The sequence below is a fragment of the Rhizobium acaciae genome (genome assembly GCF_025941625.1).
Taxonomy (GTDB): domain Bacteria; phylum Pseudomonadota; class Alphaproteobacteria; order Rhizobiales; family Rhizobiaceae; genus Rhizobium; species Rhizobium acaciae.
Window position 1 is genome coordinate 26,710 of the sequence record NZ_JAPCZO010000007.1, and the last position, 18,270, is coordinate 44,979.

Annotated in this window: 20 protein-coding genes and 1 pseudogene; 10 read left to right on the forward strand and 11 right to left on the reverse strand. The window is 60.7% G+C overall.

Annotated elements, in window-relative coordinates:
- Positions 1-41: 41 nt before the first annotated feature.
- The gene (locus tag OLZ32_RS12735; RefSeq protein ID WP_264421193.1) at positions 42-656 is read right to left on the reverse strand and encodes an FMN-dependent NADH-azoreductase; all 615 of its coding nucleotides are present in this window, start codon (positions 654-656) and stop codon (positions 42-44) included.
- Between the two features lie 139 nt (positions 657-795).
- Between OLZ32_RS12735 and OLZ32_RS12740 the strand changes: the two genes are divergently transcribed.
- Complete coding sequence (locus tag OLZ32_RS12740; protein ID WP_003538794.1) at positions 796-1,764, forward strand: LysR family transcriptional regulator; 969 nt, start codon at positions 796-798, stop codon at positions 1,762-1,764.
- Positions 1,765-1,806: 42 nt separating this feature from the next.
- Here the strand turns inward: OLZ32_RS12740 and OLZ32_RS12745 are convergent, their stop codons facing one another.
- Positions 1,807-3,795 carry a bifunctional 2',3'-cyclic-nucleotide 2'-phosphodiesterase/3'-nucleotidase gene (locus OLZ32_RS12745; RefSeq protein ID WP_003538795.1) on the reverse strand — a complete coding sequence of 663 codons (1,989 nt, stop codon included), beginning with the start codon at positions 3,793-3,795 and terminating at the stop codon, positions 1,807-1,809.
- Between the two features lie 178 nt (positions 3,796-3,973).
- Between OLZ32_RS12745 and OLZ32_RS12750 the strand changes: the two genes are divergently transcribed.
- Positions 3,974-4,696, forward strand: a complete 723-nt coding sequence (locus OLZ32_RS12750) for a hypothetical protein (RefSeq protein WP_003538796.1) — start codon at positions 3,974-3,976, stop codon at positions 4,694-4,696.
- Here the strand turns inward: OLZ32_RS12750 and OLZ32_RS12755 are convergent.
- The 3 genes from OLZ32_RS12755 to OLZ32_RS12765 form a co-directional block, all read right to left on the reverse strand.
- The gene (locus OLZ32_RS12755) at positions 4,666-5,070 is read right to left on the reverse strand and encodes a PilZ domain-containing protein (protein WP_003538797.1); all 405 of its coding nucleotides are present in this window, start codon (positions 5,068-5,070) and stop codon (positions 4,666-4,668) included. The genes OLZ32_RS12750 and OLZ32_RS12755 overlap by 31 nt on opposite strands.
- Before the next feature lie 84 nt (positions 5,071-5,154).
- On the reverse strand, positions 5,155-6,036 hold the full coding sequence (locus tag OLZ32_RS12760) for a DMT family transporter (RefSeq protein ID WP_003538798.1): 882 nt from the start codon (positions 6,034-6,036) through the stop codon (positions 5,155-5,157).
- Between the two features lie 177 nt (positions 6,037-6,213).
- Complete coding sequence (locus OLZ32_RS12765; protein WP_003538804.1) at positions 6,214-6,675, reverse strand: Lrp/AsnC family transcriptional regulator; 462 nt, start codon at positions 6,673-6,675, stop codon at positions 6,214-6,216.
- 156 nt (positions 6,676-6,831) lie between these two features.
- On the opposite strand from OLZ32_RS12765, the gene ald reads away from it, so the two are divergent.
- The 5 genes from ald to OLZ32_RS12790 all read left to right on the forward strand — a co-directional run bounded on the left by ald (position 6,832) and on the right by OLZ32_RS12790 (position 10,972).
- Positions 6,832-7,950 (forward strand): alanine dehydrogenase, encoded by a 1,119-nt coding sequence (ald, locus tag OLZ32_RS12770; RefSeq protein ID WP_003538815.1) that lies wholly within the window; start codon positions 6,832-6,834, stop codon positions 7,948-7,950.
- Positions 7,951-8,175: 225 nt separating this feature from the next.
- On the forward strand, positions 8,176-9,105 hold the full coding sequence (locus OLZ32_RS12775) for a helix-turn-helix domain-containing protein (RefSeq protein ID WP_003538823.1): 930 nt from the start codon (positions 8,176-8,178) through the stop codon (positions 9,103-9,105).
- Between the two features lie 154 nt (positions 9,106-9,259).
- On the forward strand, positions 9,260-10,009 hold the full coding sequence (locus OLZ32_RS12780) for an SDR family oxidoreductase (protein ID WP_264421196.1): 750 nt from the start codon (positions 9,260-9,262) through the stop codon (positions 10,007-10,009).
- Positions 10,010-10,075: 66 nt separating this feature from the next.
- Positions 10,076-10,624, forward strand: coding sequence for a flavin reductase family protein (locus tag OLZ32_RS12785; RefSeq protein WP_264421197.1), 549 nt, complete (start codon positions 10,076-10,078; stop codon positions 10,622-10,624).
- Positions 10,625-10,687: 63 nt separating this feature from the next.
- The gene (locus tag OLZ32_RS12790; RefSeq protein WP_264421199.1) at positions 10,688-10,972 is read left to right on the forward strand and encodes a DUF1330 domain-containing protein; all 285 of its coding nucleotides are present in this window, start codon (positions 10,688-10,690) and stop codon (positions 10,970-10,972) included.
- A 53-nt stretch (positions 10,973-11,025) separates the two neighbouring features.
- Here the strand turns inward: OLZ32_RS12790 and OLZ32_RS12795 are convergent, their stop codons facing one another.
- Positions 11,026-11,529: a DUF1203 domain-containing protein gene (locus OLZ32_RS12795; protein WP_264421201.1), complete on the reverse strand. Its 504-nt coding sequence runs from the start codon at positions 11,527-11,529 to the stop codon at positions 11,026-11,028.
- A gap of 77 nt (positions 11,530-11,606) precedes the next feature.
- Here OLZ32_RS12795 and OLZ32_RS12800 point away from each other — a divergent pair.
- Positions 11,607-11,842 (forward strand): annotated as a pseudogene (locus tag OLZ32_RS12800) (hypothetical protein).
- A 30-nt stretch (positions 11,843-11,872) separates the two neighbouring features.
- Here OLZ32_RS12800 and OLZ32_RS12805 read toward each other — a convergent pair.
- Genes OLZ32_RS12805 through OLZ32_RS12820 form a run of 4 tightly spaced genes read right to left on the reverse strand, consistent with a single transcriptional unit; the run spans position 11,873 to position 15,108 of the window.
- Positions 11,873-12,433 carry a GNAT family N-acetyltransferase gene (locus OLZ32_RS12805; RefSeq protein ID WP_264395712.1) on the reverse strand — a complete coding sequence of 187 codons (561 nt, stop codon included), beginning with the start codon at positions 12,431-12,433 and terminating at the stop codon, positions 11,873-11,875.
- A 5-nt stretch (positions 12,434-12,438) separates the two neighbouring features.
- A complete protein-coding gene (sseA, locus tag OLZ32_RS12810; RefSeq protein WP_264395711.1) occupies positions 12,439-13,308 on the reverse strand; it encodes a 3-mercaptopyruvate sulfurtransferase in 870 nt (289 codons plus the stop codon).
- An 18-nt stretch (positions 13,309-13,326) separates the two neighbouring features.
- Positions 13,327-14,064: an alanyl-tRNA editing protein gene (locus tag OLZ32_RS12815; RefSeq protein ID WP_003538840.1), complete on the reverse strand. Its 738-nt coding sequence runs from the start codon at positions 14,062-14,064 to the stop codon at positions 13,327-13,329.
- A 6-nt stretch (positions 14,065-14,070) separates the two neighbouring features.
- A complete protein-coding gene (locus OLZ32_RS12820) occupies positions 14,071-15,108 on the reverse strand; it encodes a cysteine synthase A (protein ID WP_264421204.1) in 1,038 nt (345 codons plus the stop codon).
- Positions 15,109-15,334: 226 nt separating this feature from the next.
- Between OLZ32_RS12820 and OLZ32_RS12825 the strand changes: the two genes are divergently transcribed.
- Together OLZ32_RS12825 and OLZ32_RS12830 are read left to right on the forward strand one after the other, a co-directional pair.
- Positions 15,335-15,994, forward strand: coding sequence for a ChrR family anti-sigma-E factor (locus tag OLZ32_RS12825; RefSeq protein ID WP_264421206.1), 660 nt, complete (start codon positions 15,335-15,337; stop codon positions 15,992-15,994).
- Between the two features lie 99 nt (positions 15,995-16,093).
- A complete protein-coding gene (locus OLZ32_RS12830) occupies positions 16,094-16,927 on the forward strand; it encodes an SDR family NAD(P)-dependent oxidoreductase (protein ID WP_003538843.1) in 834 nt (277 codons plus the stop codon).
- Here OLZ32_RS12830 and OLZ32_RS12835 read toward each other — a convergent pair whose 3' ends face one another.
- Positions 16,928-18,187: an SAM-dependent methyltransferase gene (locus OLZ32_RS12835; protein ID WP_003538844.1), complete on the reverse strand. Its 1,260-nt coding sequence runs from the start codon at positions 18,185-18,187 to the stop codon at positions 16,928-16,930.
- Between the last annotated feature and the right edge of the window lie 83 nt (positions 18,188-18,270).

Here is an 18,270-nt window from a genome sequence, read left to right on the forward strand (position 1 = left end):
CCGGCAAAGGCCGGCCGTTCCGTAAAGCATTTGGGAGCCGATCAGGCCGCCAGCGCGATTTCCTGGACGCGCGACTTGGCGGCGTCGATCGCCTTTTCGGCAGCTTCCGGACCAAAGGCCAGACCTTCGACATAGATGGTCTCGATATCGCTGATGCCGAGGAAGCCGAGAACCGACTTCAGGTACGGCACGGCATGGTTCAAGGCGGCGGCCGGTCCCTGCGAGTAGACGCCACCCGAGGCGAGCACCACATAGACCTTCTTGCCGGTTGCGAGGCCAACCGGGCCGCTTTCCGTGTACTTGAAAGTCAGGCCGGCGCGGGCAACGTTGTCAATCCAGGTCTTCAGCGACGAATAAATGTTGAAGTTGATGAGGCCGGTGCTGATGACGATCGTGTCGGCGGCGAGCAGTTCGTTGACGAGTTCGTCGGAAGTCTCGACGGCTGCGGCTTCCTCAGCGGTGCGGGCCTCGGCCGGCTTGCGGATTGCGCCGGTGAAGAGGTCATCGATGTGCGGCAGCGGGTTGGCGGCAAGGTCGCGGCGAACGACGACGCTGCCTGGATTCTGGCTCTTCAGCTTTTCGGCGAGATCGACGGCGATCGGCGTCGAGAGAGAATCGGCACGCGGGCTGGACGTCAGAAGCAGGATGGACGACATGGTGCATTTCCTTTCGAATGGGATTTGACGGCCCGTTGCTGGGAGGTGAGCCGTAGTCTCGATGAGGAAAATAGGTCTGGCCTGCTATCGAAAAAACGGTGATAATGTAGATCGAAACTATCGATGGAATGGATAGAAGATGCTGCCGAACCCGACTCTGGACCAGTTGCAGGTGTTTCTGACCGTTGCCGAGACTGGCAGCTTCTCGGCTGCTTCGCGAGCGCTGAACCGTGCCCAATCGGTCGTCAGCTATACGATCGCCAATCTGGAGGCACAGCTCGAAGTCCCGCTTTTCGAGCGCTCCGGCGCCCGTCAGCCGAAGCTGACGGAGGCGGGCAAGGCGATGCTGGAGGATGCGCGGCGCATTCTGGGCGATCTGCAAGTCATGCGGGCGCGCGTCAAGAGCCTGAGGGAAGGGCTCGAAGCGGAGGTTTCCGTCGCCATCAGTGTCATGGTGCCTTCGCGAGCCCTGGTGGATGTCCTCCGCGAATTCCGGGAGATGTTTCCATCCGTTTCGCTAAGCCTCAATGTCGGTGAGCTCGGAATGGTCATGGATCTCGTCCTCAGCGGCAAGGCGACGATCGGGATTGGCGGCGCGGTCGTCAAGCAGGACGATTCGATTGTCACTGAGCGGATCGGTCATTCCTTCATGTTGCCCGTTGCCGCGCATAACCACCCGCTTGCCGGGATCGGCCGGCCGCTGACGCTCGGCGACGTCCGCGAGGAAGTGCAACTCGTCGTCACCGATGCATCGGGACGGACGAAGGGGCGCGATTTCAACGTTCTCTCCTACAAGACATGGCGCGTCAGCGATATTGCGACGAAACACCAGCTCATCAAGGCCGGCCTTGGCTGGGGCGGCCTTCCGGCTTCCGTGATTCATGACGATCTGACGAGCGGCAGGCTCGTCCATCTCGATCTGGATGCCTACGAACAGGGGGAGTATCCGATATATTCAGTCCGTCAGCTCGCCAACCCGCCCGGACCTGCCGCCACCTGGATGATCGACGCGTTCCGCACGCGGCTTTCCGCCTGCCCGAGCCAAGTCGATTTCCATGCACAGATAGCGGAACTGCAGGAAGCTGGTACGCCGCTTGCGGCCGAATGACGAAGGCGCGGGTGCCGCGCCTTCGCTGATATTGTCTTTCGGCTAAAGAACCAGCCTGAACTTCGAGAAACCGTCGGCCCCTTCGCCGGCATCCTCGATCTTGACGCTCTTGACCTCGGCGAGGAACTGTTTCGCCTTCGGGCCGCTTTCGAAGGTCGTGGTCGTGCCCGGGAGCGGCTTGAAGGTCCAGTTTGCGTCGGCCGACGGATTGATCGTGCCCTGATCATGGATATAGCGGACGATGACGTCGCGGTTGGTATCCGGTGCCTGGAAGATCACCTTGTCCGCGGTGATCTCAGGGAAATTGCCGCCGCCGCCGGCGCGGTAGTTGTTCGAGACGACGACGAACTTCTGGGCCGGATCGATCGGCTTGCCGTTGAAGGCGAGGTTCTGGATGCGGTTGGCGTCCGGATGGATCGGCTTGCCGGACGAATCATATTTCGGCGGCTGCGACAGGTCGATCTGGTAGGTGACACCGTCGATCACGTCGAAATTGTAGGACGGAAAATCACTGTTGAGCAGTGCTGCATCCTTCGAGCCGGCCTCGATGTGATTGAACATGCCGGCCGACATTTCGAGCCAGTTCTTCACCTGTGCGCCGGTAATGGCAACGGCCTGCACCGTGTTTGGGTAGAGATAGAGGTCGGCGACGTTCTTGATGGCGATATCGCCGGCCGGAACATCGGTATAGTAGTCGGCGCCGCCGCGACCGCCGGCCTTGAAGGGGGCCGCCGCCGAAAGCACCGGCAGATCCTTGAACTCGGTGTCGGCGAGCATCTGCTTGATGTACCAGGTCTGGGCTTGGCTGACGACCTGTACCGAGGGGTCATCGGCGACCAGCGCGAAATAGGAGTAGAGCGGTGCGGAGGTCTTGCCGACCGGGGTGCGGACATAGGCAAGCGTTGCCTCATGCTCGGCCTTGGCGGCCTCGACCACATCCTTCTTGTCGGCGTAGTCGGCAACCACTTTCTTCTTGTCGTCGCGATGGAAGATCGGCCGTGCTTCCGAGGTGAAATCGACGATCTTCCAGCTATTGCCGTCCTTTTCGAGCAGCAGGTCGATAAGGCCGAGATGTGAGCCCCAGAAGCCGGCCATCACGGCGGGCTTGCCGTGCAGCGTGCCCTTGACGGGGTCGGCATTGGCCACACCGTCCCAGCTCTTCGGACCGGGGAAGACGAGGTGCTGGTGGCCGGTGAAGATCGCGTCGATCCCGTCGACGGCGGCGAGATGCAGCGAGGCGTTTTCCATCTTTTCGGACGGTGCGCTGCCGTCGATGCCGGAATGCGAGAGCGCAATGACGATATCGGCGCCGGCTTCCTTCATGGCGGGAACCCAGGCCTTGGCGGCCTCGACGATGTCGCGCGTCTGTGCCTTGCCTTCGAGGTTCTTGATGTCCCACAGCATGATCTGCGGCGGTACGAAGCCGATGAAGCCGATCTTGACGGGGCTCTCATTGCCGGCGCCATCCTTGATCTGCTTTTCGACGATGATGTAGGGCTTGAAGAAGAGATCGTCCTGCTTCGGGTCCGAGGCGAGCTGGCCCTTGGTCAGGTTGGCGCAGACGAAGGGGAAGTTCGCGCCTGCCAGGACCTTGAACATGAAGTCGAGGCCGTAATTGAACTCGTGATTGCCGAGCGTGCCGACCGTATAGCCGAGCGTGTTCATCGCCTTGATCACCGGATGGACGTCGCCGTCCTTCATGCCGTGCTGATAGGCCATGTAATCGCCCATCGGATTGCCCTGCAGCACGTCGCCATTGTCGATCAGCAGCGAGTTGACGGCCTCTGCGCGGATCGCGTCGATAATCGTCCCGGTGCGCGACAGGCCCATCGTGTCGTTCGGCTTGTCGGCATAATAGTCATAGGGGAAGACGTTGACGTGAATGTCGGTCGTTTCCATCAGCCTGAGATGGGCCTGGTTGGCGCTGGCGCGCGCGCTGAAAGGGTGCAGCAGCACCAGGGCGGAAGTGGCGGCGAGGCCGCCGAGCAGGGAACGGCGGCTCATTACGCCAACATCGAAAATGGAAGACATGGAAATTCTCCTAATAGGGATCATGCATCGTCCGGCCCGTCAGAATTAGGACGATTTGCCGAGGAGTACACCGTGAAAATGACAGAACGGCAAAACAATCCAGCGGGAAAGCGGCATGGTCGTGAAATGCAATTTATGGTACAGTGGTAACAGCTGGAACCATTGGGGAGATGGCACTATGAACAAGGTCGTTATCGCTTTGGTCGGAGGTTTCGGAGGCATCGCACCCAGTCTGGTCGACAAGGCGCAGGCGCTCTACAGCGGCGATGTGGAGAAATGGCTGACGACGACGGCAAACCCTTGGATCTCGGTTGCCTGCGCGCTTGCCGCCATCGTCGTCTTCTTCATTATCGGCGGCGCTATCGCCCTGATCTATCGCGAACAGCAGTTGCAGAAGGCGCTTCTTCTTGGCATCGGCGCACCGGCTCTGATCATGGCCGCTGCACAGGGGAGTGCAGCCAACCCGAGGCCGATCGAAGTCAGCTCGGCCGCCAGCCTGTTCGGCATCGTCGGCGTCGCCCATGCTCAGGACGGCACTCGCTCCCTGCCGCCGCGGGTCGAGTTGAAGGTCAATCCCGGCTGGACGCAGGGCGAATGCCAGACCTGCGATATCAAGTTCCTCGGTGGAGACGGCCAGATCATATCAAGCGAGCCGCTCTCCAGCAGCCAGGCGCCCGGCGCAGTCAACGTGCCGCTCGGCACGGAAACGATCCTGCTGTCCGGCGCCAACGCCAATACCGCCACGGTCAACGTCAGGGACCTCGGCGCCAGGCTGCCGCAGACGCAAGGCTCGGTCACCCTCGACGTCAACGTAAACCGCAGCTACTGGAACGATCTCAGCCGCTCATTCGGCGCAAAGGCCGTGCAGCCTTATGATTTCAGCGTCGACGTTGCCAAATGAGGCATCCGGTCGCTATTGGCGCCAGCTTTGGCCAGTTGCCGTACCGCCAGCACCGGTCGCACCTCCTTATGGAAAAACCGGAAATAGGAGGAAATCTGCGCCCGCGCATTCGAATTCACGTCGAACTGGATGCCGACGCGGCCATTATGCTTCCAGCGGATGATGCCGTCGAGCAGCCCGAGGTTTTCGGCCTCGATGCGCACCTTGCTGCCGGAAGCGGCATGGAGCGGCCCTTTCATCTCCAGGGCGGCACCGGTCAGCGATAGGTCGAGGATGCGGGCATCCACCTGGCTGTTCAGGTATTTGACATGGCCGAAAACGCGGCAGTTTTTCCGATCAGTCTTCCGGGCCGTGATTTTCAAGTTGCGGGTCACTCTGTCTCCCTTGGTATAGCGAGGGAGCATAGCGCCGGAAAATTGAAATGGTTTTAGGGGCTTGGCTAAAATTGCAGTGAAACATCAATTGGCGGCGGTGGCCCTGCTTCCGACCACATGCTCGCGCCAGACCGTGAAAATGCCGGCGGCAACCACGATGATCGAACCGATGATCGTGTTGAGACTGAGCGTTTCGTCATAGACCGCCATGCCGATGACCGAGGCGTAGACAAGTGACAGATAGGTCAGCGGCTGGACGGCGGCGGCATCGAGAACATCATAGGCGCGGATCAGGAAATAATGGCTGGAAATGCTGGTGACGCAGACGAGCGCCATCCAGCCCCAGTCGCCCGACGACATCCAGCTCCAGTAGAACGGTCCGATGAGCGTCATCGTGACGCCGCCGACGACGCCGGTATAGAAGAAGCTGGTCATCGACGAATCGTCGCGGCTGACCAGACGGGTGGCGATGACGTAGAAGGCGAAGTTGAAGCAGGAAATGACGGCGAGAAGCAGCTTCACGTCGAAAAATTCGCCTTCCGGCTTCAGGATCAGCAGTACCCCGAAAAGTCCGGCGCCGATCGCTGCCCATCGCCGCCACCCGACCCGTTCGCCGAGGATCGGCATCGCCAGCAGCGCGATCAGGATCGGCGTCGCGGAAAAGATCGCCTGTGAACGGGCAAGGCCGATCATCGCAAAGCAGGTGATGGCCAGAACCACCTGGACGGCAAGCAGCACGCCGCGGGTCACCTGCAGGAGAGGGCGTTTGGTGCGGGCCGTCGCCTTAATGCCGCCGCGCATCTTCGCAGCGAGGATGATCGTGAAAAGCGCGAAGGCCCAGTAGCGGATCATCGTCACGAAGATTGGTGGATAGGCCGTCGCCAGATGTTTCGAGATGGCATCCTGCAGGGAGAAGATGGTGATCGCCAGCAGCGCGAAAATATAGCCTTGGGTCTTCGACGTCATGATTTGCCATTACTGCATAATTTCACCCTTAATCGATTCCGATTTAAGGGTGAATTATGCAGAAGTCCAAAGTGTTACAGCGTCCTCTGCGCGTCTGAAAAGACGCGCGGCGCTGTAGTGGGGAAACGCTTGCGCGCATCGAAAGTCTGGGCAGGCTTTCGGCAAAGATGCAAGGCCTCAAAGGCCGACATTCGGCTTGTCGATGATTTCTCTGAGCGCGAAGCTCGAATTGATCTTGACGACATGGGGCAGGGCCGACAGCCAGTCGCGGTGGATGCGCTCATAGTCCTCGAGGTCGCGGGCGGCGACCCTGAGGATATAGTCGTATTCGCCCGACATCAGGTAACAGACGAGCACGTTCGGGCAGAGCTTCACCGCTGCCTCGAATTCCGCCAGCGTCTTGGCGAACTGGCCGGAGAGCGAGATATGCACGATGGCGATCATCTTGTAGTCGAGCGCCTTGTGTGAAAGCCGCGCATGGTAGCCGCCGATGACGCCGCTTCTTTCCAAGATGTCGAGCCGGCGCGAACAGGCCGAAGGCGACAATCCGATCCTTTCAGCAAGCTCGGCATTGGTGATGCGGGCGTTGGCCTGCAATGCCCGGAGAATCGCAAGATCGATGGTATCGAGATCGGCCATTCGAAGAACCTTCGAAGAAAGATAGGAAAGGCACAATAATCGCCGAAAAATCGCGTCTTCGCAAATCGTCTTTGCAAGGACATTTCACGGTCTTGATGGTTGGATTCCTCATCCGAAAAAATCCGCGGCCGCGGAGATAAAATGAGAGGAACGCGCATGCGTGTCGGTTGCCCGAAGGAAATCAAGAATCATGAATATCGTGTCGGCCTGACGCCGGCGTCGGTGCGCGAATATGTTGCCCACGGCCACGAGGTCTGGGTGGAAACCAAGGCGGGCGTCGGTATCGGCGCTGATGATGCTGCCTATGCCGCAGCCGGCGCCAAGATCGTCGCCTCCGCCAAGGATATCTTCGAAAAGTGCGACATGATCGTCAAGGTGAAGGAGCCGCAGTCCGCCGAATGGGCGCAGCTCCGTGACGGCCAGCTTCTCTATACCTATCTGCATCTGGCGCCGGATCCCGAACAGACCAAAGGCCTCATCGCCTCCGGCGTCACCGCTATCGCCTATGAGACGGTGACCGACGAGCGCGGCGGCCTGCCGTTGCTGGCGCCGATGTCGGAGGTCGCCGGACGCCTGTCGATCCAGGCAGGAGCGACCGCCCTGCAGAAGGCCAATGGCGGCCTCGGCGTCCTGCTCGGCGGCGTGCCCGGCGTGCTGCCGGCCAAGGTCGCGGTCATCGGCGGCGGCGTCGTCGGCCTGCATGCGGCCAGGATGGCTGCCGGCCTTGGCGCCGATGTCAGCATCCTCGACAGGTCGCTGCCGCGCCTGCGCCAGCTCGACGATATCTTCGCAGGCCGCATCCACACGCGTTATTCCAGCATCCAGGCGCTGGAGGAGGAAGTCTTCTCGGCCGATCTCATTATCGGCGCCGTGCTGATCCCCGGCGCTGCCGCTCCGAAGCTCGTCCCCCGCGAGATGCTGTCCGGCATGAAGAAGGGCTCCGTCATCGTCGACGTCGCCATCGACCAGGGCGGCTGCTTCGAGACCTCGCATGCGACGACCCATTCCGATCCGACCTATGAAGTCGACGGCGTCGTGCATTATTGCGTTGCCAACATGCCGGGCGCCGTGCCGGTCACCTCGGCGCACGCGCTGAACAATGCCACATTGGTTCATGGCCTGGCGCTTGCCGATCGCGGCCTGCGCGCCATCGCCGAAGACAAGCATCTGAGGAACGGCCTCAACGTCCATAAGGGCCGCATTACCAGCAAGCCGGTCGCCGACGCGCTGGGCTACGAAGCCTTCGCGCCGGAAAGCGTGCTGAACGTGGCGTAAGCTAGCTGACTCTAGGTAACGACTTACAGCGCTATTTTTCGGCCGGGAGGCGGTATCCGAGGGGATGCCGCCTTCTTTGTATGACGGCATAGCTGTAATCGAACCGCGACCGTCGGCGGCGTTGCAGGTATGCTTTTCCCTGTCAATCAGAGCGATGAGTTGTGTCCCGCCGACCAGTGCCTATCGTATCCTGCCGATGGGCAGTCGCATCTAAACGGAGCAGCAATGACGGTCGATAGTCGAGAGGAAATATCGCCGGTCCCGCTTCGAACGTCACCTGCCGGCCTTGAAACATATATTGCCGGCAGAACACTCGTCAGCGGGGATGGACCGGCCTGGACTGATCTATTCGTTCAGGTGTTTTCCCGCCTGACGGTGCAACGCCCCTTCCTTGTTCCGGCGGTCGCCGAACCTCTCGTAGTTTGGGTAATCTCAGGTCAGGCATGCGTGGAAGAACGCGATCTGGGTGGGGAGTGGGAGGCCAACACAGTCAGCGTCGGGGACTTTTTTCTGACGCGGTCGCCCACGCCATATGAAATGCGCTGGCGAGCCGAGGGAGACGAACCTTTCCAGGTGATGCATCTCTATCTCTCCGTTCCGTTGTTTGAGCGGGTGGCGGAAGCGGTTCTCGGCAAGGCTGCCAACGCCATGCGCCTTCGCGACATATCGGGCGGCCGCGACCAACCTCTTTCCAGCATGCTGGAACTGATCCATGCCGAACTGACGGCCGAAGGGCAGGGAAGTCGGCTTTTCGTCCAGGGTTTGGCGCAGACGCTCGCCGTTCATCTTATCCGGCAATATGCAACATTTGACGCAGAGGCACGGCCGTCAAATGCCCTCCCGGGCGCAAAGCTGCGGCGGGCCGTCGCGTTCATGGAAGCCAACCTTCAGGAGCCGTTTGATCTCGCACGTCTGGCGCAAACGGCCGGCATGAGTGCGTTTCACTTCAGCCGCCTCTTCAAGAAGGCCACCGGCCTTTCTCCATCCCATTATTTCATTCGCCAACGCATAGCCAAAGCCCAGCATCTTCTGCAGGAAACCAGTACCAGCATCATCGAGATCGGCATGTCCGTGGGGTATTCGAGCCCCAGCCATTTTGCTCAGATTTTCCGCCGGGAGGCTGGCGTCTCCCCCAGCGACTACCGTCGCAGCTGAAGCGCGTCGCGATTTTAGAGTTGCCGATTTGAGCAAGATCCCGACAGATCTCGCAAGGTCCCGAGAGAGGGATCAGGCCCTCTTCCTTATGTTCCTCCTTGTCGAACACGACCGCCCTTTCAGTTGGAAGGGCGCCAAGACAAGGAGATAAACCATGACGAATATCAATGGAAAAGTCGCGCTGGTCACCGGCGCCTCGAGCGGCATCGGCGCCGCAACCGCATTGAAGCTCGCCGAGGCCGGCGCAAAGGTCGGTATCGCCGCCCGTCGCACCGAAAAGCTTGCAGACCTCAAAAAGGAGATCGTCTCGAAGGGCGGTGAAGCCCTCGTGATCGAAATGGACGTGGTCGATCCAGCCTCCGTCGAAGCCGGCGTCAAAAAGCTGGTGGGTGCCTATGGTTCGATCGACATTCTCGTCAACAATGCCGGCCTGATGCCGCTTTCGGATGTCGATCAGTTCAAAGTCGACGAATGGCACCGGATGGTCGACGTCAATGTGAAAGGCCTGCTGAACACCACGGCTGCCGTTCTGCCGCAGATGATCAACCAGCATTCGGGCCATATCTTCAACATGTCGTCGATTGCTGGCCGCAAGGTCTTCAAGGGCCTGTCGGTCTATTGCGCCACCAAGCATGCGGTCGCCGCATTCTCCTACGGCCTGCGCATGGAAGTGGGCCAGAAGCACAATATTCGGGTGACCTGTATCCAGCCGGGCGCCGTGGCGACCGAACTGTACGATCACATCACGGAGCCTGGCTATATCAAGCAGATGGACGACCTTGCCAAGCAGATGAGATTCCTGCAGGGCGGAGACATCGGCGACACCATCGTCTTCGCGGCGCAGGCGCCCACGCATGTGAATGTCGCGGAACTCTTCGTTCTGCCGGTCGAACAGGGCTGGTAACCAAGCCAGAACGTCTGTCAGCTTCCCCGCATAGGTGCGGGGAAGAGACCAGCGAAGGAGCGCAGGATGAAAGAGATTTCCGCTTCCCAGGCCTATCGCCTGCTCGAACCCGGCCCGATCGTCCTTGTGACGACGAGCCTTGAGGGCACGCAGAATGTGATGACGATGGGTTTTCACATGATGATCCAGCATGCGCCGCCGCTGATCGGTCGCGTCATTGGCCCCTGGGACTTCAGCCACCACACCCTGAAAAAGACCGGCGAATGCGTGATTGCGATTCCAGCTGTCGACCTTGCCGAAACCGTGGTGGACATCGGCAACTGCTCTGGTGACACGGTGGACAAGTTCGAGCGGTTCAGCTTGAGGACTCGTCCAGCAAAGGATGTTGCGGCGCCGTTGCTGGTGAACTGCCTTGCCAATATCGAATGCCGTGTTGCCGATCCGAGCCTCGTCGATCGATACAATCTCTTCATCCTCGAAGCGAAGAGGATCTGGATCGACGAGACCAGCAAGGAACGACGGACCATGCATCATCGCGGTGACGGCAGCTTCACCGTGGATGGCGGCACGCTCGATCTCCGGAAGCGCATGGTTAAGTGGCGGCATTTGCCCTAAGGCGCGCCGCCGCACGCAAAGAACACATTCTCTGAACTTCACACTGATTGAAAGGATATCATCATGTCCGCCTATCTCGTTGTCGATCTCGATATACACGACCCCGAAGCCATTGCCGATTGCCGCTCGAAGGCCTTGCCCCTGGTGGCAAAGGCCGGCGGACGTCTCATCGCTCTCGATGACGCACCGCTCGAACTCGAAGGCTGGCAGGCGACCAATATGCTGATCATCGAATTTCTCGATATGGATGCCATCCGTGGTCTCTTTGCATCGCCCGAATATGCGCCGCTCGCACGCCAACGGCAGGCTGCCGCAGGTTCGCGGATCATCGCCTTGCGTGGCGTTTAAGAACATTAGAAGGCGCGCGATTCCGACAGATTGACGACTTCCTGTTGCGCCTGTCAGGCGCCGGCCTCCACCAGGGCCGGCGCCTTTACCTTGTCGATCCGGCATTGAAAGCAGTTGTTGCGCGCGGAGCGCACATGCACATAGGCGATATCCGATCGTCCCAGCAGCTCTTCGCCATAGGCTGGAATATCGCCGATAGCAGTCACCGCGCCGGTGCCGTAGACGATGCGGTCATTTTCGTTATAGCCGCGGACGATGAAGTCACGGCTCGTCGTCAGCACCGGCGGCATGATCTCTTCGGCTGCATAGCGTGCACAAGGTTGCTTGTGCAGGAAGACCGGGCCGGTTTCGGCATAGGGCTGCAGCTCAGGGAAGGGTCGGTAAGCGAAGACCAGCAACGCCTTGCCCGCATCGATATTTTCGAGGCAATGGCGGCAGGGATGACCAGGACCATCGGAAACGATCGTCTCGGGCAGCCTGTCATAGGCGTCGCGGCCGCCATTCCAGAGGTGTTCGGCGTCGGTCGTCGGCATGGCAACAAAACGAATGGCGGTCATGATAGATCTCCTTTGTATTGCCATGAAATGCACCCGGACGAGTGTGCAAGCCACCCGATTCTTGCCTGCATCTGGATATGAGATCGCCGAAGAGCGAAAGCGGCGTATCTTCTGTCCGTACGCTGTGAAGCGAAAGGAGAAGCCCATGCCCGATGTCGATCTCGCGCTACTGGCGCAACAGAATGCAGAAATACTGGAAGAGCTCAGGGCTCTGCGGCGGGATGTGGCGGAACTGAAGGAACAGTCGGGTCGCACGCTCGATTTCGAGCGACGCAACGACCCACGCCGCCCGAACAGTCTGACGCAGCGTTAGTCGCCTGCATTTACGTTGGGAAAGAAGCCGTCAGCTTTTCCGCGCAATCTCCAGAAGCTCCTTGTCGCTGAGCGGCCGGACGATGCCGGTGCCGGTCGAGACGGGAGAAAAGCCGTACATCTGGTAGAGCTGCAGCGCACGCGGATGGTCGAGATTGTTGGTGGTGGTAGTGACCCGCTTCGGATTGAGCGCCCAGATGGCATAGAGCGCCTGCAGCAGGAACCATTTGCCGATGCCGAGGCCGAGCGCATGTTCGATCAGGCCGAAATGGCTGAGCTCGATCATATCCTCGTCTTCGCAGAAATATTCGTAGAAGCCGGCGGGCGCGCCGTTCACGTAGAGAACGCTGATATTGTTGCGCTTGTCGTTCAGCGTCTCGGCAAGCTGCTCGTCGCTCATGCGCAACCGATCCACCCATTGCCAGCGCGCGCCCACCTGCCGGTAGAGATAGCGGTAGAAGGGCAGCGGGATCTCGGGAGCGCGCATGATCGCCGTCTGGATATTGACGGGCACCGGCATGCTCGCCTTCGGCGGCGCCGTCATTTCGAGCCGGGTGATGTGAGCTTTCAACGAAGCGGGTGTCTTCCCCATGGCGATCAGACTTTGACCGGCGTCGGCGGACCGGTGACGATGGGCGTATCGTCACGGCTGCCCCATTCGCTCCACGAGCCGTCATAAAGCTTGTTGTCGTGATGGCCGAGCGATTCCAGCGCCAGCGTGATGATGGCGGCGGTGACTCCCGAGCCGCAGGAGGTGACGACAGGCTTGGACAGATCGATGCCGGCATCCTCGATCGTCAGCCTGAGTTCGGGCAGCGACTTGAATCGGCCCTGGCTGGCGAAGGCGCCGGAGGGCAGGCTGCGGGCGCCAGGCATATGGCCGGAGCGCATGCCGGCACGCGGCTCGGGCTCGGCGGCGGCAAAGCGGCCGGCGCTGCGGGCATCGGCAATCTGCATCGCGCCGCTGGAGACGATGTCGCGCATCGTATCGAGCGTCACCACGCGGCTTTCATCGAAATTCGGCGTGAAGGTCGCCGGCGCAGGATTGGGCGCTTCGGTTTCAAGCGGACGGCCCTCGGCCTTCCAGCCGTCGAGACCGCCATCGAGCACGAAGACATTTTTCGCGCCCATCACCCGGAACAGCCACCAGACGCGCGGCGAGGCGAACAGGCCGATGCCGTCATAGACGACGATCCGATCATTCTCGCTGATGCCGAGCCGGCCGACTTCGGCGGCGAAATAATCGGGCGAGGGGATCGTGTGCGGCAGCGACGTCGAATGGTCGGCGATCTTGTCTTGGTCGAAACGGATGGCGCCGGGAATATGGCCGGCCGCATATTCGGCATCGGCATCGCGCTTCTGCGCCGGCAGATAAAAGGAGGCGTCCAGCACGCGCAGGTCAGCTTTCCCGAGCTCGGACTGCAGCCAGTCGGCCGAAACGACGAAACGGCTCTTGGTCTCACTCATGATGGTCTCCCTTGATGGTCAGGCTTCGTCGCCGGGCGTGCCGAAGCGGATGCGGAAGCGCCGGTTCTCTTTGCCCTTCTTCTCGATCTTGGCGATATGGATCCGGCCGACTTCCTGAGTCTCGGAGACATGTGTGCCGCCGCAGGGCTGGCTGTCAATCGAGGAGTTCTCGCCGATGCAGACGAGGCTGACGCGCCCGAGCCCCATCGGCGGGCGGACGTTCTTCGATTTGACGATATCGGGATTGGCCACAAGCTCCTCGTCGGTGATCCATTGCAGAGTGACCGGATGGTTCTGCTCGACCAGTTCCATCAGCTTGGCCGTCACCTCGTCCTTGTCGATCGTCTCGATCATGTCGAAGTCGACGCGGCTTTCCTCCTCGCCGACGGCAGCCCCGGTGATCGGATAGGAGCAGACGACGGAAAGCAGGTGGCAGGCCGTGTGCATGCGCATCAGCCTGTAGCGGCGCGGCCAGTCGACATGCAGCACCAGCGTCTCGCCGACCACGGGCCGCGGCGCACCATCGAGCGGCACGTGGATGATGACATCCTTGCTCGGACCATGTTTCGTCTGGCCGAGCGCGATCTTGCTGCCGTCAGCGCGCTCGAGCTCTCCGGTGTCGCCGGGCTGGCCGCCTGATGTGGCATAGAAGCAGGTCTGGTCCAGTTCGATGCCCCCGTCTTCGTGAACGGCGATGACGACCGCCTCGCACGTCGAGAGATAGAAGTCGTCACGATAGAGGGCATTGACGGGCATGGCGTCTCACACGGGCTCGTAGGGAACGTGGATATCGGGCGACTTCGCCATCCAGCCCGGAACGGGCAGCCCCTTCGACGTCAGGAAATCCGGGTTGAAGAGTTTTGATTGATAGCGGTTGCCGTAATCGCAGAGGATCGTCACCACCGTGTGACCAGGTCCGAGATCCCGGGCGAGGTTGACCGCGCCGGCAATGTTGATCGCCGTCGATCCGCCGAGGCAGAGGCCCTCGTTCTCGACGAGATCGAAGAGATAAGGAAGCGCTTCGGCATCGGGGATCCGATAGGCATAGTCAGGCGTGAAGCCCTCGAGATTGGCGGTAATGCGGCCCTGGCCGATGCCCTCGGTGATCGAGGATCCCTCGGATTTCAGCGCGCCGTTCTGGTAGAATTCATAGAGTGCGGCGCCATCGGGATCGGCGATACCAATCTTGACGTCTGCCTTGAAAGCCTTGAGGCCGGTAGCCACGCCTGCCAGCGTGCCGCCGGAGCCGACCGAGCAGATAAAGCCGTCGACCTTGCCGTCGGTGTCTTTCCAGATTTCTTTTGCCGTCGTTTCGACATGCGCCTGGCGGTTGGCGACGTTATCGAACTGGTTTGCCCAGATCGCCCCGTTCGGCTCGGTCTTCGCCAGTTGCTCTGCCAGCCGCCCGGACACCTTCACGTAGTTGTTCGGGTTCTTGTAGGGAACGGCGGGCACTTCGACGAGTTCGGCGCCGAGCAGCTTCAGCGCGTCCTTCTTTTCCTGGCTCTGCGTTTCCGGGATGACGATGACGGTGCGGTAACCGAGCGCCTTGGCGACCAGCGTCAGCCCGATGCCGGTATTGCCGGCCGTTCCCTCAACGATGACGCCGCCCGGACGAAGCAATCCCTTCCGCTCTGCGTCGCGGATGATGTAGAGCGCGGCGCGATCCTTGACCGACTGGCCGGGGTTCAGGAACTCCGCCTTGCCGAGAATGGTGCAGCCGGTCATCTCTGAGGCGCCCTTGAGTTTGATCAGGGGCGTGTTGCCGATGGCGTCGAGGACGGAGGGGTGGAAGGTCATGGAATCTGCCTCTATTCGAACTCTTACTTTAGGAACGGTCTTTTCCCTTCACAAGGCTGAGTTGGCAAGAAAAGCTATTCCACACCTCTGTCGGCCGCGATAAAATTTGGCTTTCCTCCTCCGAAATGACGCATGGCCCGCAATCCCGCCGTGTGAGGGGTGATCCGAAGATTGACTTTCCCCGTACGGATGACGACAAAGCGAAAACGGAGCGCGGCAACAGGGCGTGACCGAAACCGACATGGTTCACGAGCAGATCGACACGATCGATGCATTGATGGCGCATTATGTTGCCGGCTCCTTGCCCGAGCCGGCGCGTGTGCTGGTGCAGTCTCATCTCGAAATGAAACCGGACAATCGCAGCCTGGTGAACAGCCTTGAGCTGCTGGCAGGCGAAGCTCTGGAAAACGCGCCTGAAGTCGCCATTGCCGATCGCGACGGGCGGCTTGCGGCGATCTTTTCCTCTACGTCTCCCGTCCCGGCGCCACGGACGGTCGCGCGACCGGAAAACGCGTTATTTCCGCAAGCGTTGCGCGCCCTCTTGGGCTTCGAGGCCGAGGATGTGCCCTGGCGCAGGCGGTTGCCCGGTTTTAAGGAATATTCGCTCGACATGGACGGCTGCGAGGTCAGCCTGATGTGGATCCGGCCGGGCCGCGCCTTGCCGGCGCACACCCACAAAGGCATGGAACTGATCCTCATTCTCGACGGCGCCTTCAACGATGAACGCGGCCGTTTCGGCCCCGGCGACATCTCCATTGCCGACGAGACGGTCGACCACCGGCCGGTCGCTGAAAAGGACAGGCCTTGCATCGCCTTTGCCGTCTCGGACGGACCGGTCAAGCTCACCGGATCCTTCCGCCAGATGATCGGCGACCTGATCGGCTGAAAGCAGCCACAATAGTGTGATAGAGCCGTAAATCCGGAGGGGTTGAGGAACTTCCGGACCTGTTTTCGCATTTGATCAGGCAGCCCGGAGGAACATGTCATGCGTGATTTCATTGCCCATCCCGAACATGGAATCGTCTGGATTTCGGGTGCGAGTTCAGGCATCGGCCGGGCGCTTGCACTGAGGCTCGCCGGCGAAGGATACAAGGTCGCCGTCACGGCCAGAAGCCACGAAAAGCTGGTCGAACTGCAAGCCGAGGCCAATGGCCTCTCGGGCAGTATCATTGTGCTCGACGGCGACGTCACCGATGCCGAGGACATGGAACATGTCATGGCCTCGATCGAATATGAGCACGGCACGCTCGCCATGGCGATCCTCAATGCCGGCGTCTACCTGCCTGTTCATGCCGAGGATTTGAACCGCACCGATTTCGAGAAGAGCTTTGCCGTCAATCTTTCCGGCGTCGTCAACTGTCTGCTGCCGGCGATCCGCCATATGAAGGCAAAAGGGCAGGGACAGATCGCCATCGTTTCCTCCGTCACCGGCTATCGCGGCCTGCCGACGGGAGCTGCCTATGGCGCCACCAAGGCGGCGCTGATCAATATGGCCGAAAGCCTGAAATTCGATCTCGACAAGATGGGCATCCGTATCCAGCTCGTCTGCCCGGGCTTCGTCGATACGCCGGCAACGAGGAAGAATGCCTTTCCGATGCCGGCTCTGGTATCGGTCGAGGAGGCCGCCCGGGAGATTGCCGCCGGGTTGAAATCGCAGGCCTTCGAGATCACGTTTCCGAAGCGCTTCACCACCATGCTGAAGCTCGCGCGCCTGCTCCCCTATAGCGTTTATTTCACGCTGGTGAACCGCGTGACCGGCTGGCGGGAGCGGCCGCCATCGGCTGGTCGCCACCCGGTGACACCGCATGCGGCGGAATGATCAACGGCGCGAGAATACGACCTGGCGCACATCGATATTGCGGGCACGAAAGCCGGCCTCGCAATAGAACAGATAGAATTCCCAGAGCCGCTTGAAACGCTCGTCGAAGCCCATCGGGCGGATGCGTTCCCAGACCGACCAGAAGCGCTCGCGCCATTCGGCGAGCGTGCGGGCGTAGTCGAGCCCGAAGCCAAAATCCTTGACCAGCGACAGATCGACCTTGCCGGCAAGTTCGGCCAGATGATTGCGCGTCGGCAGCATGCCGCCCGGAAAGACATATTTCTGGATAAAGTCGGGGTTGCTGCGATACTGGTCGAAGGACTCGTCCTTGATCGTGATGATCTGCAGGCCGGCCTTGCCGCCCGGCTTCAGACATTGCCTGAGCTTGGAGAAATAGGACGGCCAGTATTTTTCGCCGACCGCTTCGAACATCTCGATCGAGACGATCCGGTCGTAGAGCCCTGCTTCATCGCGGTAGTCCTGGAAGCGAAATTCCACGCGGTCGTCGAGGCCGGCCTTGCGAATGCGCTCCTCGGCAAAGGCGAGCTGCTCACGGCTGATCGTCAGCCCCGTCACCTTGCAGTTCAGCTCGCTTGCCGCGAATTCGGCAAAACCGCCCCAGCCGCAGCCGATCTCCAGCACGTGATCGCCAGGCCCGATGCCGGTCGCCTCGGCAAGCGCCCTGTATTTGGCATTCTGGGCCGATTGCAGATCGTTGGCGCCGGTCGAATAGAGTGCAGAAGAATAGGTCATGCTCGGATCGAGCCATTCCCTGTAGAAATCGTTGCCGAGATCGTAGTGAGCGGAAATGTTGCGCTTCGAGCCCGTCTTGGTGTTGGTGTTCATCCAATGGCGGACGCGCTCGAACAGGCGGCCAAGACCGCCCTTGCCATGCGCATAGCTGAATGCGGCCTCGCCGTTGACGAGGAAGAGTTCGAGGAAGGCGGTGATGTCGGGGCTGTCCCAGTCGCCATCCATATAGGTTTCGGCGACCCCGATCGTGCCGCTCGTCAGCGCCCGATAGGCAAGGTTCCAGTTGTTGAGGCTGAGCGCCGCCTTCGGCCCGGGTTGCTTGCCCTCGATCAGCAGCCTGCGGCCGTCGGGGAGGGTGACGGCAAGCGAACCGTGCTGCATGCGCAGAAGGCCGCGCAGCGCCAGTTTTGCTTTGAAGGGCAGACCCTTCGCCATGCGGGACATGTTTTCGGCCGTCAGCGTTACCGCGTCACGAGCCAGCAGGTTCCAATCCTGCGCCTTGCTCATCTCTTCTCCTCCAGCATTTTTTTGCCGGTTGGGGAGGACGACGCGCCCGTGCTGATATGCGCGGCCGCCCCCCGGCCATTACA

Excerpts from the sequence above, each read along its gene's own strand:
- OLZ32_RS12835 (WP_003538844.1), bottom strand. The coding sequence starts at position 18,187 with ATGAGCAAGGCGCAGGATTGGAACCTGCTGGCTCGTGACGCGGTAACG.
- OLZ32_RS12815 (WP_003538840.1), bottom strand. The coding sequence starts at position 14,064 with ATGCCCGTCAATGCCCTCTATCGTGACGACTTCTATCTCTCGACGTGC.
- OLZ32_RS12830 (WP_003538843.1), top strand. The coding sequence starts at position 16,094 with ATGCGTGATTTCATTGCCCATCCCGAACATGGAATCGTCTGGATTTCG.
- OLZ32_RS12805 (WP_264395712.1), bottom strand. The coding sequence starts at position 12,433 with ATGGGGAAGACACCCGCTTCGTTGAAAGCTCACATCACCCGGCTCGAA.
- ald (WP_003538815.1), top strand. The coding sequence starts at position 6,832 with ATGCGTGTCGGTTGCCCGAAGGAAATCAAGAATCATGAATATCGTGTC.
- OLZ32_RS12745 (WP_003538795.1), bottom strand. The coding sequence starts at position 3,795 with ATGTCTTCCATTTTCGATGTTGGCGTAATGAGCCGCCGTTCCCTGCTC.
- OLZ32_RS12780 (WP_264421196.1), top strand. The coding sequence starts at position 9,260 with ATGACGAATATCAATGGAAAAGTCGCGCTGGTCACCGGCGCCTCGAGC.
- OLZ32_RS12790 (WP_264421199.1), top strand. The coding sequence starts at position 10,688 with ATGTCCGCCTATCTCGTTGTCGATCTCGATATACACGACCCCGAAGCC.
- OLZ32_RS12775 (WP_003538823.1), top strand. The coding sequence starts at position 8,176 with ATGACGGTCGATAGTCGAGAGGAAATATCGCCGGTCCCGCTTCGAACG.
- OLZ32_RS12740 (WP_003538794.1), top strand. The coding sequence starts at position 796 with ATGCTGCCGAACCCGACTCTGGACCAGTTGCAGGTGTTTCTGACCGTT.
- OLZ32_RS12760 (WP_003538798.1), bottom strand. The coding sequence starts at position 6,036 with ATGACGTCGAAGACCCAAGGCTATATTTTCGCGCTGCTGGCGATCACC.
- OLZ32_RS12750 (WP_003538796.1), top strand. The coding sequence starts at position 3,974 with ATGAACAAGGTCGTTATCGCTTTGGTCGGAGGTTTCGGAGGCATCGCA.
- OLZ32_RS12795 (WP_264421201.1), bottom strand. The coding sequence starts at position 11,529 with ATGACCGCCATTCGTTTTGTTGCCATGCCGACGACCGACGCCGAACAC.
- OLZ32_RS12735 (WP_264421193.1), bottom strand. The coding sequence starts at position 656 with ATGTCGTCCATCCTGCTTCTGACGTCCAGCCCGCGTGCCGATTCTCTC.
- sseA (WP_264395711.1), bottom strand. The coding sequence starts at position 13,308 with ATGAGTGAGACCAAGAGCCGTTTCGTCGTTTCGGCCGACTGGCTGCAG.
- OLZ32_RS12785 (WP_264421197.1), top strand. The coding sequence starts at position 10,076 with ATGAAAGAGATTTCCGCTTCCCAGGCCTATCGCCTGCTCGAACCCGGC.
- OLZ32_RS12765 (WP_003538804.1), bottom strand. The coding sequence starts at position 6,675 with ATGGCCGATCTCGATACCATCGATCTTGCGATTCTCCGGGCATTGCAG.
- OLZ32_RS12820 (WP_264421204.1), bottom strand. The coding sequence starts at position 15,108 with ATGACCTTCCACCCCTCCGTCCTCGACGCCATCGGCAACACGCCCCTG.